This window comes from Kitasatospora sp. NPDC086791 (assembly GCF_040685975.1).
Classification (GTDB): domain Bacteria; phylum Actinomycetota; class Actinomycetes; order Streptomycetales; family Streptomycetaceae; genus Kitasatospora.
In genome coordinates this window covers 48,447-65,076 of the sequence record NZ_JBFBOC010000004.1, presented here as the reverse complement: position 1 = coordinate 65,076, position 16,630 = coordinate 48,447, and the positions used below count along the sequence as shown (strand labels likewise).

Here is a 16,630-nt window from a genome sequence, read left to right as displayed (position 1 = left end):
GAGGGGGCGCACGGGAGCACATGGCGGGCGCGTCGCACGCCCCCGGTGACCGTACGCGCCCGCCGACCCCCGAACCCGGCCGCCACGGCGCACTGTCCGTGACCGCGCCCCCGCCCGATGGCGGACAACCCCGGCCGGCCTTCGAATCCGGCTCGATGCGCTTGTCTGATGCTCACACTGACGGGGCATCACCCTCCTCGGACCGTGTCCCGGCACCCCGCTGCCTGCGTCGGCCGGAGCCCCGGGACCAGGGAGGGAGCACCCCAGTGCCCACGTACGACTTCACCCGCCGCGCCCGTCGGCCGTCCGACCCGGACGTCGTCGTGGTCGGTGCCGGACTCGCGGGCCTGGCCGCCGCCCGCGCGCTCACCGGCCACGGCCTCACCGTCCAGGTCCTCGAAAGCAGCGACCGGATCGGCGGCCGGATGGCCACCCGCGAACTGGACGGATTCCGGCTCGACGCCGGCAGTCACCTGCTGAACACCGCCTTCCCCGAGCTGCGCCGCACGTTCGACCTCGACCGCCTCGACCTGCGCCCGCTCGCGCCCGGCGTACTGGTGCACAGCGGCGGCCGCCGGTACCGCGCCGGGGACCCGCAGCTCACCACCGCCCGGCAGGCCGCCGTCCGGGCCCCGCTCGGCAGCCCGCTGGACAAGGCCCGGCTGGGCAGCTGGCTCGGCCGGCTCGCCACCGCCCCGATCGGCCGGCTGCAGGCCCGGCCCGAGACCACCGCCGCCCGCGCGCTGGCCGGCCACGGACTCGCCCCGCGCACCGTCGACGGCTTCCTGCGCCCACTGCTCAGCGCCCTGCTCAGCGATCCGGCGCTCGGCACCAGCAGCCGGGTCGCCGACCTGGTGCTGCGCTCGTACGCCCGCGGACGGCTCTGTCTGCCCGCCGGCGGGATCGCGGCGGTGCCCGCCCAGCTGGCCACCGCCCTGCCCGCCGGCACCGTCCGCACCGGGGTGCAGGTCACCTCGATCAGCGCGGACGGCGTGGAGACCCTGCACCACGGGCGGATCGGCGCCCAGGCCGTCGTGGTCGCCACCGACGCCCGCTCGGCGGCCGAGCTGCTGCCCGGGCTACGGCTGCCGGACTTCCACCCCGTCACGACCTTCTACCACGCGGCCGACCGCGCCCCGGTGGGCGAGGCCGTGCTGCTGCTCGACGGCGACCGGCCGAACGGGCACCCGCCGCTGGTCTCGCACTCGGTGGTGCTCAGCGAGCTGCACCCCTCGTACGCGCCGGCCGGACAGGCCCTGGTCGCCACCACCGTGCTCGGCCGGCGCGCCTTCGACGCGGGCGGCCCGGCCGGGCTCGAACCGGCCGTCCGGGCCCGGCTCGCCGAGCTGTACGGCACCTCGACGACGGGCTGGCAGTTCCTCAGCGTGCGACACGTCCCGGACGCGCTGCCGGCGATGCCGCCGCCGCACAACACCCGGCGCCCGGTGCGCCTGCTGGCCGGGCTGTACGTCGCCGGGGACCACCGGGACACCAGCACCGTGCAGGGCGCGCTGGTCTCCGGGCGGCGGGCGGCCCGGGCGGTGCTGCGCGACCTCGGCGTGCCGGCCGACACGCGGGAGGTGGAGGCGGCGGCCTGAGGGCCCCGCGTTCCGGGCCCTCGGGGCCGCCGGCGGGGCCTCGGGGCCGCCGGCCGCCGGGCGGCGCCTTCGCCGGGCCGGTGCTCACCGGCACCACCACGCTCGACCCGGACCCGCCGGTCCTCCGCGGCCGGCGGTGGCGGGCAGTGGTGGCGATGGCGGGCTGCAGGCGGTGGCGGCGGCGACGTGGGCGGCGACGGCGGCGGGCGAAGGTCCGGCCGAAGGCGGCGGGCCGGGAACCGGTGCGAGCCCGGCCCGCCGGACCCGACCCGGACCTCGGCCCGGCGCCCGATCCGGAGCCCGATCCGGAGCCCGATCCGGACCTCGCGCCGGTCAGATCACCCCTGCCTGGCGGGCCGTCTCCTCGAAAGCACGGGCCACCGGGCTGCCGCGGTAGGGGGTGAGCCGGCGGTGGAAGTCCCGGACGTACTCCAGCGAGCGGGCCGAACGCATCTCCCCCGCCGCCCGCAGCGCGTCGGTCGCCATGGTGCAGGCCTCGTCGAGGTCCCCCATGCCGAGCCGGGCGGTGGCCAGCACCAGCCGGCAGAAGATCCGGCTGCGCGCGTAGGCGGGCGAGCGCAGCCGCAGCGACTTCTCGGCGTGCTGCGCGGCCGTGCGCCACTGCTGCAGGTCGCGGTAGCAGTGGGCGAACTCGTCGGAGAGCTGCGCCTCGTCGAAGTACCGTGCCCAGGCGGGCAGTTCGTCGCCGATGCGGGCCGCCGCCAGGGCCCGCTCGGCGCGCACCAGCGCGGTGGTGCAGGACCGGACGTCGCCCAGCAGGCCGTGCCCGCGGGCCTCGGCGGCGTGCATCAGCGACTGGACCACCGGCGGGACGGCGGTGCCCACCCCCTGCTGGGCGACCCGGGCGAGCTGGACCGCCTCCCGGCCGTGGCCGAGGTGGACGGCCTGCTGGCTCATCGTCACCAGCACGTAGCCGCCGAGCGCGCGGTCGCCCGCGGCCTGGGACAGGCGCAGCGCCTGGACGAAGTAGCGCTGGGCGAGGCCGTGCGCGGCGATGTCGAAGGACGTCCAGCCCGCCAGCCGGGTCAGGTCGGCGACCGCGCCGAACAGGGCCCGGCCGATCTGCTCGCCGTAGCGGCCGCGCAGCATCGGCTCGGCCTCGCTCTCCAGGTAGCGGACCAGTGCCTGCCGGGCGTGGCCGCCGCCGTAGGCGTGGTCGAGCGCGCGGAAGAGGTCGCCGACGGCGCGGATGGCGGCGATGTCGCCGCGGCCGACCCGCAGGGCGGGGCGGGACTCGCGGGCCGGGTCGGTGTACGGCGGCTCGACGGCGACCGGTGGCCGGCGGCTCTGGGTGGGCACCCGGCCGATGGTGGGGGCGGTGCCGGTCGTCCCGGCGGTGCCGCGGGTGACGGACGCGCCGGAGAGGCCGACGGGCGGGCCGACGGCCGGGGCGCGCGCCGGGCTCACGGGGCCCGCGCCGGAGCCGGGGACCGGGCCCGAGCCGGGGACCGGGCCGGAGCCGGCGGCCGGCGGGCCGGTGGCGGTGTCCTGGCGGCTCAGGGTGGAGCCGTCCCGGGCGACCCGCTCGTCGGTGCGGCCGATCAGCCAGTCCCGGCTGGGCACCACCAGACCGGCCGGGGTGAAGGCGATCCGGCGCAGCTCGGACTGCGGGCCGTTGTCCTTGCGCCACATGCTCGCCACGATGTCCACCGCCTCCTGCGGGGTCTCGGCGAACTCCAGGCCCGCGTAGACCGGGGCGCAGGCGTCCAGGCCGAGGTCCTGGGCGGTCAGGCGGCGGCCCAGGCGACGGGTGAAGACCTCGGCGATCAGGGCCGGGGTGGCGCCGCGGGGCTGCTGGCCGCGCAGCCAGCGGGTGACCGAGGTCTTGTCGTAGCGCAGGTCGAGGCCGTGCTCCAGGCCGAGTTGGTCGACCCGGCGGGCCAGTCCGGCGTGCGAGAAGCCGGCCTCCTCGATCAGCGCGGCGAGCTGGCCGTTCTGCGGGGCCGGGCCGGAGTGGCCGGTGCTCCGCGCGGGCGCGGGGGCGACGGGGCCCTCGTGCCGGTCGGGTGTGGCCTGCGCGGGCAGCCTCAGGTCGTCGGCGGTCGAGTCGTCGGCGGTCAGCGTGTCGCCCGTCAGCGTGTCGCCCGTCAGGGCGTCGGGGTCCAGGGCGTCGGGGGCGTCCGGAAGGGTCCGGTCGACCGGACCTCGGTGCTGGCCGAGCGGGTCGAGCGGTCCGTACGCCGGGCTGTCGGTTGCAGGCCGTTGGGGCATGTCTGTCAACACCTCTCGGACGTCGCACCGGGCTCTACCAGCACTTCGGCGGCCTGGGGCGGCGCCCCCTGTCGGGAATCGGCGTGAATGTAGCGAGCATTCGGGCGCTATGGGCGGATCTGACCGAGCAATCCTCCGAACGGGTGAAGCAACCGCGCCCATTGTGGGGAAGCGGGGTCATCATGGGTTTGGCCTTCCGCGGTCGAACCGTCGAGCGATGGTCGTAGTGGTTGCCGCCACAGCCCGGCGGGATGCTGTGGTGGCCCGCCACATGGGAGCCGGGGCGCCGGATTCCTACCGTTCTCGGCCATGGACACCACTACAGCCCGCCCGCTCGACGGTCGGACGGCCCTGGTCACCGGAGCCGCCTCGGGCATCGGCCGGGCCTGTGCCGAGGCCTTCGCCGGGGCCGGCGCCCGGGTCTACGTCGTCGACCTCTCGGCGGGCCCGGCCGAGGAGCTCGCCGAGCGGATCGGCGGGCACGCGATCGTCACCGACCTCTCCGACCCCGAGGCCGTGGACGCCCTGCCGGACGACGCCGACATCGTGGTCAACAACGCCGGGCTCCAACACGTCGCGCCCGTGCACGAGTTCCCGCCCGACCGGTTCACCCTCATCCAACGCGTGATGGTCGAGGCACCGTTCCGCATCCTGCGCCGGACCCTGCCGCACATGTACGAGCGGGAGTGGGGACGGGTCGTCAACATCTCCTCCGTCCACGGCCTGCGGGCCAGCCCCTTCAAGTCCGCGTACGTCACCGCGAAGCACGCCCTGGAGGGCCTGAGCAAGACGGTCGCCCTGGAGGGCGCGCCGTACGGCGTCACCAGCAACTGCATCAACCCCGGCTACGTCCGGACCCCCCTGGTGGAGAAGCAGATCGCCGCCCAGGCGCTCGCCCACGGCATCCACGAGGACGAGGTGGTCGAGCAGATCATGCTCGACCGCACCGCCGTGAAGCGCCTGATCGAACCCGACGAGGTCGCCCAGTTCGCCCTCTGGCTCTGCTCCCCCACCGCCTCCTACATCACCGGCGCCAGCCTCCCGGTCGACGGCGGCTGGACGGCGCACTGAGCTCCGCGTGCGACATCGCCGTGCGCGACGCCACCGTGCGCGACGCCGCCGTTCCGGCCGTGCCGGAACGGCGACGGGCAGCGACGGACTGCGACGGACAGCGATCAGCAGCCGCGGTGGTTATGGAGTCGTCACTCATAGCCACTCCGGGGACTATGTGCGTCGGTCACATAGTCCCCGGGCCGGGCGGTTCCTACCTTGTGGCGACATCGACTCCCCCGGCCCTGGAAGTGGTGGCACATGAACGCCTCTGCAAGCGGTACGGCTGCGCGCACCTCACTCCCGAGAGTGGTGGCCGCCAGCCTGATCGGCACGACCATCGAGTGGTACGACTACTTTCTGTACGGCACGGCCGCGGCGCTGGTGTTCGGGAAGCTGTTCTTCCCGCACAGCGACCCGCTGACCGGGACGCTGCTGTCCTTCCTCACCTACGCGATCGGGTTCGCGGCGCGGCCGATCGGGGCCCTGGTGTTCGGTCACTTCGGGGACCGGGTGGGGCGCAAGAAGCTGCTGGTGCTGAGCCTGCTGCTGATGGGCGGGTCGACCACGGCGATCGGCCTGCTGCCGACGTACGACTCGATCGGGGTCGCGGCGCCGGTGCTGCTGACGGCGCTGCGGCTGGTGCAGGGCTTCGCGCTCGGCGGTGAGTGGGGCGGGGCCGTGCTGCTGGTGTCGGAGCACGGGGACCAACGACGCCGGGGCTTCTGGGCCTCCTGGCCGCAGGGCGGGGCCCCGGCCGGGAACCTGCTGGCGGCGGGGGTGCTGTCGCTGATGACCTCCGTGCAGTCGGAGTCGACGTTCCTGGCCTGGGGGTGGCGGGTGCCGTTCCTGCTGTCCGCGGTGCTGGTCGGGATCGGGATGTGGATCCGGCTCGCGGTGGACGAGTCGCCGCTGTTCCAGGCCGCGCTGGCGGCGCAGCGGAACCGGCCGGTCGTCGAACAGCCGCCGCTGGTCGGCGTGTTGAAGCACCACTGGCGGGAGGTGCTGGTGGCGATGGGCGCGCGGATGGCGGAGAACATCTCGTACTACGTGATGACGACCTTCGTGCTGACCTACGCCGTCACGCACGCGCACTTCGCCAAGCAGAGCGCGCTGAACGCCGTCCTGATCGCGTCCGCGGTCCAGTTCGCGCTGATCCCGCTGTTCGGCGCGCTGTCCGACCGGGTCGGGCGCAAGCCGGTGTACCTGGTGGGCGCGACCGGGGTCGGGATCTGGGCGTTCGTCTTCTTCGGGATGGTGGACACCCACTCGTTCGGGTCGCTGGTCCTCGCGGTGACCATCGGGCTGGTCTTCCACAGCGCGATGTACGCGCCCCAGGCCGCGTTCTTCTCCGAGATGTTCGCCACCCGGATGCGGTACTCGGGCGCCTCGATCGGGGCCCAGTTCGCCTCCGTGGCGGCCGGCGCCCCGGCGCCGCTGATCGCCACCGCGCTGCTCAAGGACTACGGCAGCGCCACCCCCATCTCGGTGTACATCGCCATCGCGGCGGCGATCACGATCCTCGCGGTGCTCTGCGGGCGGGAGACCAGGGGGCAGGACCTCACCGAGGCCGCGCGGCAGGAGGGGCAGCCCGGGCAGGAGGGACAGCCGGCGGACGCCTCGGCGGCCGGGAAGCCCGCCGTCGCCTGAGGTTCGTGGCCGGAAAACCCGCCGTGGCCCGCGGTCGGCGGCCGGAAGGCCCGCCGCCGCCCGAGGGCCGAGCCGCTACCATCGCGATTCCCGGAATCGACGGACCGACGCCGATTGGCGGCACGCACCCATGACCCATCCTCACGAGGGCGCCGCGCCCGCGCTGCGGCGGCTGCTCGACCTGCTCGCCTCGGGCGCCGCCACCGAGGACTTCGCCGACGTACTGGCCGACGCCCGCCGCCGCGGGGCGCCGGCCGCCGTCCTCGCCGAGATCGACGACGCCACCTGGCAGGCCCTGCGGGTCCACCGGACGCTCCGTCAGCACCGGCGCCGGGAAGCCGAGTTGACCGCGCTCTTCGACACCGCCGGAGACCTGGCCGGCTCCCGGGAGCTGGACACCGTGCTCCAGGCGATCGTCCGCCGGGCCCGGATGCTGCTCGGCACCGACACCGCGTACCTGACCCTGCCGGACGAGGCCGCGGGCGACACCTACATGCGGGTCACCGACGGCTCGGTCTCCGTCCTGTTCCAGACCCTGCGGCTCAGCCTCGGCGACGGCCTGGGCGGGCTGGTCGCGCAGACCGCCCGCCCGTACGCGACCCCCGACTACCGCACCGACGAACGCTTCCACCACACCGGCACGATCGACGCGGGCGTGCTGGACGAGGGCCTGGTCGCGATCATCGGAGTGCCGCTGCTGCTCGGCGGGCAGGTCATCGGCGTCCTGTTCGCCGCCGACCGCTCGCCGCGCGCCTTCTCCCCCGACGAGGTCGCGCTGCTCTGCACGCTGGCCGCGCACGCCGCGATCGCCCTGGACACCGCCAAGTCGCTGGCCGACACCCGGGCCGCGCTCGCCGAGCTGAACGCCGCCAACGAGCTGGTCCGGGCGCACTCCGCCGCCGTACAGCGCGCCGAGCAGGCCCACGACCGGCTCACCGACCTGGTGCTGCGCGGCGCCGAGGTGCCGGACGTCGCCGCCGCCGTCGCGGCACTGCTGGACGGCGAGATAGCGGTCCTCGACGCCGAGGGCGAGCCGCTGGCCGGCCGGTCCGCACCCGCCGCCGAACTGGCCGGGGCGGTCGCCGCCTCCCGCGCCGAGGGCCGGTCCGCGCGCCACGGCGACCTGTGGGTCTGCGCGGTGCTGGCCGGGCACGACGCGCTCGGCACCATGGTGCTGCGCGGACGGCCCGACCTCGACGACGCCGACCGGCGGCTCTTCGAACGGGCCAGCGTGGTGACCGCGCTGCTCCTGCTGCTGCGCCGCTCGGTGGCCGAGACGGAGAACCGGATCCGCGGCGAGCTGCTCACCGACCTGCTGACCGCGCCCGAGCGCGACCCCGCCGGGCTCACCGCGCGCGGCCGCCGGCTCGGCGTCGACCTCGCCCGACCGCACCTGGTGCTGGTCGCGGAACCGGCCGGGCCGGCCGGTTCCGCCGGGTCGACCGGCACCGACCGGGGACGGCTGGCGGGCGCGGCCCGGCGGTACCTGTTCGGCTCACGGGGCGTCAGCGCCGAGCACGGCGAGGCGGTGGTGCTGCTGGTGCCCGTCGAGACCGGCGCCGCCGAGCAGCCCGGGGGCCCGGAAGGTCCTGACGGTCCCGGGCAGCCCGGCCATCCCGGCCATCCCGGCCATCCCGGCCACCCCGAGGAGACCGCCCGGCAGGCCGCCGAACGGCTGGCCCGGCTGGCCGGGTTCCCGGTCACCGTCGGCGTCGGCCGCCCGTCCGCCGGCCCCACCGCGCTGGCCGCCGCCCACGCCGAGGGTCTGCGCTGCGTACGGGCGCTGCGGGTGCTCGGCCGCGCCGGGGAGGGCTCCTCGGCCCGCGCGCTCGGCTTCCTCGGCGTGCTGCTCGGCGACGGCCACGACGTGGACGGCTTCGTCGGCGCGACGCTCGGCCCGCTGCTCACGTACGACGCCCGGCGCGGCACCGAGCTGGTCCGCACCCTGCGCGCCTACTTCGACTGCGGCGGCAGCCTCACCAGGGCCAAGGACGAGCTGCACGTCCACGTGAACACGGTGGTCCAGCGGCTGGACCGGGTCGAGGCGCTGCTCGGGCCGGACTGGAACCACCCGGAGCGGTCCCTGGAACTCCAGCTCGCGCTGCGGCTGCAGCTGCTGGCGGGAGGCTGAGGATTCGACCGGGCCGGGGCGTACAGTGGCGAGGTTGGTCTCGAACGCCTGGCAAGGAGCTCAAAGCGGTGAGCGAGAACGTGCGTTTTGTTCACATGGGCATAGGTGAGCGCACCGTGTCCTATCCGGAGGCGTGGGAGGAGCAGCAGCGGCTGCACGCGCTGCGGGTCGCGGACGAGATCCCCGACACCGTCCTCCTGCTGGAGCACCAGTCCGTGTACACCATGGGCAAGCGCACCAACCCCGCCGACCTGCCGCTGGACGGCACCCCGGTGGTCGAGGTCAACCGGGGCGGCGAGATCACCTGGCACGGCCCCGGCCAGCTGGTCGGCTACCCGATCGTCAAGCTGCCCGACCCGATCGACGTCATCGCCTACGTCCGCCGGCTGGAGGAGGCGCTGATCCGCGCCGCCGCCGAGTTCGGCGTCGACACCACCCGGGTCGAGGGCCGCAGCGGGGTCTGGGTGCTGGGCGATTCCCTCCCGGACGCCGTGGTCGACCCGGCCCAGGTGGTGGACATCGGCAAGCTGACCCTGCGGATGGGCCTGCCGCTGGGCATCGACCCGCGCCTGGCCGGCCCCGAGTACGCGCCCTCCAACGCCGGGCAGCGCGGCGACGACCGCAAGCTCGCCGCGATCGGCGTGCGGGTCGCCCGCGGGGTGACCATGCACGGCTTCGCGCTGAACTGCGACCCGGACATGACCTGGTTCGACAAGATCGTGCCGTGCGGCATCCGGGACGCGGGCGTGGCCTCGCTCTCCGGCGAGCTGAAGCGCGGGCTCCCGGTCGCCGAGGCGGCGCCGGTGGTCGAGCGGCACCTGGCGGAGCTCTTCGCCGAGCTGCCCGAACCCGCACTCAGCCGCTGACCCGACCGGCGTCCGGTCGGTGACCCCGGTCGACGCTCGGTCGGTGACCCGATCGGCGGTCGGCAGGTGGCCCCGGTCGGTGCTCGGCCGCCGAACCGGCGGACGCTGCCACGGGAAACCCCCGAGCACTGGGAATCTACTCACCGGTAGTCGTGTTGCCCTGCGATTGCAGGGCGGCAGGCCCGGCGAAGGCCGTACAACCACAGGCGTACCCTGGGGGTACCCCGTCTAGTTCTAGGAGTCGCACGTGTCCGCTGTCGCACCCGACGGCAGGAAGCTTCTCCGCCTGGAGGTCCGCAACAGCGAGACCCCCATCGAGCGGAAGCCCGAGTGGATCAAGACCCGCGCGAAGATGGGCCCGGAGTACAACGCCCTCCAGTCGCTGGTGAAGAAGGAGGGGCTGCACACGGTCTGCCAGGAGGCCGGCTGCCCCAACATCTTCGAGTGCTGGGAGGACCGCGAGGCGACCTTCCTCATCGGCGGTGACCAGTGCACCCGCCGCTGCGACTTCTGTCAGATCGACACCGGCAAGCCCGCCGAGTTCGACCGCGACGAGCCGCGCCGGGTCGCCGAGTCCATCGTCACCATGGACCTCAACTACGCCACCATCACCGGCGTCGCCCGCGACGACCTGGCGGACGGCGGCGCCTGGCTGTACGCCGAGACCGTGCGCCAGGTGCACGCGATGACCGCCGACCGCGAGAGCGGCCGCACCGGCGTCGAGCTGCTCATCCCCGACTTCAACGCGGTGCCCGAGCAGCTGGCCGAGGTCTTCTCCTCCCGCCCCGAGGTGCTCGCGCACAACGTCGAGACGGTGCCGCGGATCTTCAAGCGGATCCGCCCCGCGTTCCGCTACGAGCGTTCGCTGGACGTCATCACCCAGGCCCGCGCGGCCGGACTGGTCACCAAGTCCAACCTGATCCTGGGCATGGGCGAGACCCGCGAGGAGGTCAGCCAGGCGCTCGCCGACCTGGTCGGCGCCGGCTGCGAGCTCATCACCATCACCCAGTACCTGCGCCCCTCGCTGCGCCACCACCCGGTGGAGCGCTGGGTGAAGCCGCACGAGTTCGTCGAGCTCCAGCAGGAGGCCGAGGAGCTGGGCTTCGCGGGCGTCATGTCGGGCCCGCTGGTGCGTTCGTCGTACCGCGCCGGCCGGCTGTACCGGCAGGCGCTGGAGCGGCGCGAACAGGCCGCGGTCTGACCGGTCGCGTCAGGTTTGAGCCATTGGAAGGGCGGAGCCGCGGCTCCGCCCTTCCGGGTTTCACCACGCTTTGACTGCCTGGTCACGGGCTGGTAACACGGGGTGGGGACGATGGACGCCCAGCGAGCGTTCGATTCTTCTCAGCCACGAGAGGAGCTGTTCGGGATGGCAATGCGGATCAGGTCGGTGAGGGTGGCGCTGCGGTTCGCCGAGAGCGTCCTGCTGGCGCCCGGCCAGCAGCACGCGCGCCGCAACGCCTGGGCGTCGGTGTGCGAGAACCGCCAGCACGCGGCGGACCGCCGGCACGACGCGGTGGCGGTGGAGGCCGCGGGTGCGGCGGGGACGGTCGGCACGGCGGGGACGGCGGGTACGGCGGGTGCGCCCGGACGTCGCTGAGCGCGACGGCGTACGGGCACACGGGTCACGGTTCGGGCGAACGGGTACCCGGGCTTGGATATCCCCTACCGGTGCCACGTACCATGAGCGTTATGGCGAGGGAAACATCCGAGAACCCCGGGCGACTGAAGCAGATCCGCCTGGCGTACACCATGACCAAGAAGGTCGACACCAAGATCGGCCTGATCATCGCCGGCGTCGGCCTGCTGACCTTCGGCGTGTTCCTCGCCATCGGCTTCGCAATCGACCACCCCGTCTACCTGGGCATCCTGGGCTTCATCGTGGCCGTGCTGGCCATGGCGATCGTCTTCGGGCGCCGGGCCGAGCGCGCCGCGTTCGGACAGATGGAGGGGCAGCCGGGGGCCGTCGCGGCGGTGCTGAACAACATCCGGCGCGGCTGGAGCTCCAACACCACCCCGGTCGCGGTCACCCGCAACCAGGACGCGGTCTACCGCGCGGTGGGCCGGGCCGGCATCGCGCTGATCGGTGAGGGCAATCCGAACCGGGTGCGCCAGCTGCTGGCCTCCGAGAAGAAGAAGATGGCCCGTGTGGTCGGCGACGTGCCGGTGCACGACATCGTGGTGGGCAACGGCGAGGGCGAGATCCCGCTGAAGAAGCTGCAGGTCCACCTCATGCGCCTGCCCCGCGCCATCACCGCCGCCCAGGTCACCGAGACCAACGACCGCCTGCGCGCGCTGGGCGACCTGCTCTCCAAGGCGCCGATCCCCAAGGGCCCGATGCCCAAGGGCGCCCGGATGCCCAAGGGCGGCCAGGCCCGCTGACCCTCCCCCGCCCCTGACGACACGAGAACGGCCCCGCCGCGGAAGCTCCGCGGCGGGGCCGTTTCGGTGTGTCGGTCGTTCCGGTGTCGCGTCGTGCGCCCCGCGCCTCGCGCTGTTGCGTCTCGCGTCGTGCGTCGGGAGTCGTGCCCGAGGAGTCGCGCGCGGGGAGTCGCGGGCCGGGCGCCGTGGCCGGCCGTCGGGACCGGCCCGGGATCCGCCCTAGATCCGGACCTCGACGGTGCCGACCGCCTTGTCGTGCAGGCCGCGGGTGTCGCGGTCCCAGACCAGCGGGGGCACCACCAGGCAGAGCAGCAGGGTGCGCAGCAGGATCTGCGGGATGGTCGCGCGGCCACCGTCCAGGCGGATCACCCGGAGACCGAACAGCCGCTTGCCGACCGTCGTGCCGGTCGTGGCGAGCAGCACGGCCGCGACCACGAAGTAGAGCGGGCTGGTCCACAGGTTGGCCTCGGCCTGGTCACCGCGGGCGATCAGGCCGTAGGAGATCAGGGCGACCAGCCAGCCGTCCACGAACAGGGCGCCGATCCGGCGGCCGGGGCCGGCGATCGAGCCGGGGCCCTCCGCGGGCAGCCCGAGGCGCTCGCCGCGGTGGCCGAAGTCGGCGCCCATCTTCTCGGCGGCCGCCTTAGGGCCGTCGATCCACGATCCCAACGCTTCTCTGGTGTCCACGAATCCACACTAACCGGGCTGACGGCCCGCACCGTCACCGGCACCCCTCCGGGCGGGGCGCGGGTCCCCGACCGGGTGAATCCGGCTCCGGAGGCCTTTCCGGCAGCTTCCCCAGTGGTCCAGACCACTTACGGAAGGACGCCCAGGTCGGCGAGGCGATTTGCCCGATCCCGTACGGCTTTGCCGCCCCCGCGGGGGACGCGGTTAACATCTAGGAAACGAGCGGGTCACCGACTGGAAACGACCCGTTCCTAGGGTGAGCCCCATTCGCACGCCGAGGAGGATGGATGTTCAACAACGCCGCCGAAGTGAAGCAGTTCATTCAGGACAACGACGTGAAGTTCGTCGATGTCCGGTTCTGCGACCTGCCGGGCGTCTTGCAGCACTTCTCCGTACCTGCGGCGACCTTCGATCCGTCCGAGATCCTGATGTTCGACGGCTCGTCGATCCGCGGTTTCCAGGCCATCCACGAGTCCGACATGGCCCTGGTCCCGGACCTCGCCACGGCCCGGCTCGACCCCTTCCGGGCCGAGAAGCACCTCAACATCAACTTCTTCATCCAGGACCCGGTCACCGGCGAGGCCTACAGCCGCGACCCGCGCAACGTCGCCAAGAAGGCCGAGGCCTACCTCGCCTCCTCCGGCATCGCCGACACCGCGTTCTTCGGGCCCGAGGCCGAGTTCTACGTCTTCGACTCGGTCCGCTTCGAGACCAGCGCCAACGCCTCCTTCTACCACATCGACTCGGAGGCCGGCGCCTGGAACACCGGCGCCGCCGAGGGCGACGCGCGCGGCTACAAGGTCAAGTACAAGGGCGGCTACTTCCCCGTCCCGCCGGTCGACCACTTCGCCGACCTGCGTGCCGAGATGTCGCTGGAACTCGCCAAGGCCGGGCTGGAGGTCGAGCGCCAGCACCACGAGGTCGGCACGGCCGGCCAGGCGGAGATCAACTACAAGTTCAACACCCTGCTGCACGCCGCCGACGACCTGATGCTGTTCAAGTACATCATCAAGAACGTCGCCTGGCGGAACGGCAAGACCGCCACCTTCATGCCGAAGCCGATCTTCGGCGACAACGGCTCGGGCATGCACGTCCACCAGTCGCTGTGGACCGACGGCTCCCCGCTCTTCTACGACGAGCAGGGCTACGCCGGCCTCTCCGACACCGCCCGCTACTACATCGGCGGCCTGCTGCGGCACGCCCCCTCACTGCTGGCGTTCACCAACCCCTCGGTGAACTCCTACCACCGCCTGGTGCCGGGCTTCGAGGCCCCGGTCAACCTGGTCTACTCGCAGCGCAACCGCTCGGCCGCGATCCGCATCCCGATCACCGGCTCCAACGCCAAGGCCAAGCGCATCGAGTTCCGCGCGCCGGACCCGTCCTCCAACCCGTACCTGGCTTTCTCCGCCATGCTGATGGCCGGCCTCGACGGCATCCGCAACAAGATCGAGCCGCTGCAGCCGGTCGACAAGGACCTCTACGAGCTGGCCCCCGAGGAGCACGCCAACGTTCCGCAGGTGCCCTCCTCGCTCCCGGCCGTCCTGGAAGCCCTGGAAGCCGACCACGAGTACCTGCTCGCGGGCAACGTCTTCACCCCGGACCTGATCGAGACCTGGATCGACTTCAAGCGCACCAACGAGATCGCCCCCATCGCCCTGCGCCCGCACCCGCACGAGTTCGAGCTGTACTACGACCTGTAGTAGGTACTCCGACCTGCGGAAACGCAGTTCGATCTCTCCTCGTTTCCGCAGGTCAGCACGTCTTTGACCTGCGGAAACGGCGCGTGGCCGACTCGCTCCGAAGGCTTTGGGGCTCGCGATGTGAAATGGGAGTGCACTGAGTTCGATCTCGGCACGAGACCTCTCAGCGACCTGAACCACCACCGCGCGGGCCGGTGTCTGTACCGTGCCGGGTGCGCCCGCGGCGACGACGCGGGCGCCGAGTCGTCAAACGGGCCGGGCGGTGATGGTGCAGAGGCGCTTGGTGGCCCGGGTCAGGGCTACGTACAGGTCCCTTTCCCCACCGGGGCGGGCCGTGATGATTTCCTCGGGGTTCATGACGACGACCCCGTCGAATTCCAGGCCGCGTGCTTCGGGCGCCGGCACGATGCGTGCGTGGTGAGCGGTACCCTGGGCCGTCAGCTCGCTCACCCTGGGGTCCGCGCAGATCACTCCCAGGAGCTCGCCCGGGTGCGCGGTGCTCTGGGCGCGGAGTTCCTGAGCGACGGCGGTGGCCAACCCGTCCGGAGGTGTGGTCACGGTGTGAGGGCCCTCACCGCTTCGCAGTGACCGTGTGGGCTTCTGGTCCGGAGCGATCCGCGTAAGCAGGTCCCGAACGCTCTCCAGGACCTCCTGCGTGGTGCGGTAGCTGACGGTCAGGTCGTGCAGTTTGAACCGCGGTCCGACGTGGGGGCTCAGTGCTTCCTTCCAGTCGCGTGCCGTCGCGACCGGGCCTGCCTGGGCGAAGTCGCCCACCAGCGTCATCGACCTTGCCGGGCAGCGGCGGACGATCATCCGCCACTGCATGGCGGTCAGTTCCTGCGCCTCGTCCAGCAACGGCACATCGGCATCGGTCCACGGGTCGTCCGGAGCGCGCAGCAGAAGGGACCGCTCCTGCGCGGTCAGGTGGGGCAGGCGCTCGGCGACAGAGCCTCGGTCAGCGGGCCGTCCCCCACGACGTCCTCGTCGGTCAGGGCGGTCCCGTCCAGCAGTTCGTCGCTCACCGAGATGACCGTGCGCTCCTCGAGGCGCAGGTGCCGGCGCCGCCGCAGGTCCATCGGGTGGACCGGTGTCGCCTCGTAGAAGGACCGCGCCGCGTTCGCGCGCCAGTCCACGAGCAGAGGCAGGTCGTCCTCCTCCGTCTGCAGTCCGATCTGCCCGATGCGCAGCGCCGTGCCATCCGTCCAGTCGATGCGCCCGAAGACCAGCCCCTTTTCGGCGCCCTCCAGCCGGCCGATTTCCTTGGCCAGACGCTCGGTGGCGATTTCTCCCTCGTATGCCTCACCGGCGCTGCCCGCCGGGGCCTTCAGCACCCTCGCCCGGTGCACTCGCGCCTCGGAAAGCCGCCCAGTGAGCAACTCGTACAAGGAGGACACATAATCCCGCTCCGATTCGACCGCACGCACAGCGGGATCATTCGTTTTCGACAACAGGGGTCTCCTTCGACGTCCTGCGACCCCAGCTCGGCGCCCACGCCACACCGTCGATTTCTGCTTGTGAGATCGGCAGCGCCGCATCGGAGGATTTGCAAGCTGGGTGACGTCCGGATGCGGACTGCCGAACGGGAATCGCGGAGCGATGTTGGGGTCACTGCTGGCGGCTTCGAACCGGTCCAGCATGCCTCGGTACCGGAGCAGGCGGCGCCTGCGTAGCCCTCTGAGCGCGTCCGCGCCCGGCCTCCGCGAGTGCCGCCCGCCCGGGTCACTCAGCTGCTGACGCGTGTGTAGGTGAGGATCACAGCGCCGCTCTTGAGAACGGTGTGGTCTGCGAGTGTCCAGTTGCGCGGGTCGAAGACGGCCTTGTGGGAGAACAGCGGGAGCCCGTCGCCGATGGTCAGCGGGCCGACCTTGAGGATCAGCGTGTCGATCTCGGCGTACAGGGAGCCCGCGAGCTCGGCGCCGCCGACCAGCCAGATGTCCTTGCCGTCCTGCTGCTTGAGCTCGCGCACGGTTGCCACCGGGTCGTCGGCGACCAGTTCGACGGCCGGGTCCGGGCTCTCGGTCAGGGTCCGGGAGAACACCAGGTGACGCAGGTGGGGGTAGGCGTCGGTGATGCCGGCCGCGAGACCGATCTCGTAGCTGCGCCGCCCCTCGAGCACAGTGTCGAAGTGCGTGCCCTCCGCCGTGACGGACAGTGCCTGCCGGGCCTGGACGGGCAGCGTCTCCGGGTACTCGGCCACGAGGTGCTGGATGTAGTCCTCCGATATGGGCCAGAAGCCGTTCGGACCGGTGGGGTCACCACCGTCCGGGCCCGCGATGAAGCCATCGAGCGTGGTGGCGACGTAATAGGTCAGCTTGCGCATGGACTGTCGATTCTGTG

12 protein-coding genes and 1 pseudogene are annotated in these 16,630 nt (G+C 72.8%); 9 read left to right on the top strand and 4 right to left on the bottom strand.

Going from position 1 to position 16,630, the window contains the following annotated elements; all coding sequences use genetic code 11:
• Positions 1 to 266: 266 nt before the first annotated feature.
• A complete protein-coding gene (locus tag AB0Q99_RS09230; protein WP_363569695.1) occupies positions 267 to 1,598 on the top strand; it encodes an NAD(P)/FAD-dependent oxidoreductase in 1,332 nt (443 codons plus the stop codon).
• A gap of 333 nt (positions 1,599 to 1,931) precedes the next feature.
• Here AB0Q99_RS09230 and AB0Q99_RS09225 read toward each other — a convergent pair whose 3' ends face one another.
• The gene (locus AB0Q99_RS09225; RefSeq protein WP_363569694.1) at positions 1,932 to 3,830 is read right to left on the bottom strand and encodes a tetratricopeptide repeat protein; all 1,899 of its coding nucleotides are present in this window, start codon (positions 3,828 to 3,830) and stop codon (positions 1,932 to 1,934) included.
• Between the two features lie 309 nt (positions 3,831 to 4,139).
• Here AB0Q99_RS09225 and AB0Q99_RS09220 point away from each other — a divergent pair, with 309 nt between their 5' ends.
• The 7 genes from AB0Q99_RS09220 (at position 4,140) to AB0Q99_RS09190 (ending at position 11,906) form a co-directional block, all read left to right on the top strand.
• Positions 4,140 to 4,901: a 3-hydroxybutyrate dehydrogenase gene (locus AB0Q99_RS09220; protein WP_363569693.1), complete on the top strand. Its 762-nt coding sequence runs from the start codon at positions 4,140 to 4,142 to the stop codon at positions 4,899 to 4,901.
• A 240-nt stretch (positions 4,902 to 5,141) separates the two neighbouring features.
• Positions 5,142 to 6,530, top strand: a complete 1,389-nt coding sequence (locus AB0Q99_RS09215; protein ID WP_363569692.1) for an MFS transporter — start codon at positions 5,142 to 5,144, stop codon at positions 6,528 to 6,530.
• A gap of 130 nt (positions 6,531 to 6,660) precedes the next feature.
• Entirely contained in the window at positions 6,661 to 8,661 is a 2,001-nt protein-coding gene (locus tag AB0Q99_RS09210; RefSeq protein ID WP_363569691.1) for a GAF domain-containing protein, read from the top strand.
• Positions 8,662 to 8,729: 68 nt separating this feature from the next.
• Complete coding sequence (lipB, locus tag AB0Q99_RS09205) at positions 8,730 to 9,527, top strand: lipoyl(octanoyl) transferase LipB (RefSeq protein WP_363569690.1); 798 nt, start codon at positions 8,730 to 8,732, stop codon at positions 9,525 to 9,527.
• Positions 9,528 to 9,774: 247 nt separating this feature from the next.
• Positions 9,775 to 10,728, top strand: coding sequence for a lipoyl synthase (lipA, locus tag AB0Q99_RS09200; protein ID WP_363569689.1), 954 nt, complete (start codon positions 9,775 to 9,777; stop codon positions 10,726 to 10,728).
• Between the two features lie 165 nt (positions 10,729 to 10,893).
• A complete protein-coding gene (locus AB0Q99_RS09195) occupies positions 10,894 to 11,124 on the top strand; it encodes a hypothetical protein (protein WP_363569688.1) in 231 nt (76 codons plus the stop codon).
• Between the two features lie 92 nt (positions 11,125 to 11,216).
• Positions 11,217 to 11,906 (top strand): DUF4191 domain-containing protein, encoded by a 690-nt coding sequence (locus AB0Q99_RS09190; RefSeq protein WP_363569687.1) that lies wholly within the window; start codon positions 11,217 to 11,219, stop codon positions 11,904 to 11,906.
• 219 nt (positions 11,907 to 12,125) lie between these two features.
• Here AB0Q99_RS09190 and AB0Q99_RS09185 read toward each other — a convergent pair whose 3' ends face one another.
• A complete protein-coding gene (locus AB0Q99_RS09185) occupies positions 12,126 to 12,593 on the bottom strand; it encodes an RDD family protein (protein ID WP_363569686.1) in 468 nt (155 codons plus the stop codon).
• A gap of 287 nt (positions 12,594 to 12,880) precedes the next feature.
• Between AB0Q99_RS09185 and glnA the strand changes: the two genes are divergently transcribed.
• Positions 12,881 to 14,293 carry a type I glutamate--ammonia ligase gene (gene glnA, locus AB0Q99_RS09180; protein WP_363569685.1) on the top strand — a complete coding sequence of 471 codons (1,413 nt, stop codon included), beginning with the start codon at positions 12,881 to 12,883 and terminating at the stop codon, positions 14,291 to 14,293.
• Between the two features lie 246 nt (positions 14,294 to 14,539).
• On the opposite strand, the pseudogene AB0Q99_RS09175 reads toward glnA, so the two are convergent.
• Positions 14,540 to 15,687: pseudogene (locus AB0Q99_RS09175) on the bottom strand (hypothetical protein).
• Positions 15,688 to 16,016: 329 nt separating this feature from the next.
• Positions 16,017 to 16,613, bottom strand: a complete 597-nt coding sequence (locus tag AB0Q99_RS09170; protein ID WP_363569684.1) for a dihydrofolate reductase family protein — start codon at positions 16,611 to 16,613, stop codon at positions 16,017 to 16,019.
• Positions 16,614 to 16,630 lie beyond the last annotated feature (17 nt).

Coding starts and splice junctions, on each gene's coding strand:
- AB0Q99_RS09225 (WP_363569694.1), bottom strand. CDS start 3,830: ATGCCCCAACGGCCTGCAACCGACAGCCCGGCGTACGGACCGCTCGAC.
- AB0Q99_RS09220 (WP_363569693.1), top strand. CDS start 4,140: ATGGACACCACTACAGCCCGCCCGCTCGACGGTCGGACGGCCCTGGTC.
- AB0Q99_RS09215 (WP_363569692.1), top strand. CDS start 5,142: ATGAACGCCTCTGCAAGCGGTACGGCTGCGCGCACCTCACTCCCGAGA.
- AB0Q99_RS09210 (WP_363569691.1), top strand. CDS start 6,661: ATGACCCATCCTCACGAGGGCGCCGCGCCCGCGCTGCGGCGGCTGCTC.
- AB0Q99_RS09195 (WP_363569688.1), top strand. CDS start 10,894: ATGGCAATGCGGATCAGGTCGGTGAGGGTGGCGCTGCGGTTCGCCGAG.
- AB0Q99_RS09190 (WP_363569687.1), top strand. CDS start 11,217: ATGGCGAGGGAAACATCCGAGAACCCCGGGCGACTGAAGCAGATCCGC.
- glnA (WP_363569685.1), top strand. CDS start 12,881: ATGTTCAACAACGCCGCCGAAGTGAAGCAGTTCATTCAGGACAACGAC.
- AB0Q99_RS09170 (WP_363569684.1), bottom strand. CDS start 16,613: ATGCGCAAGCTGACCTATTACGTCGCCACCACGCTCGATGGCTTCATC.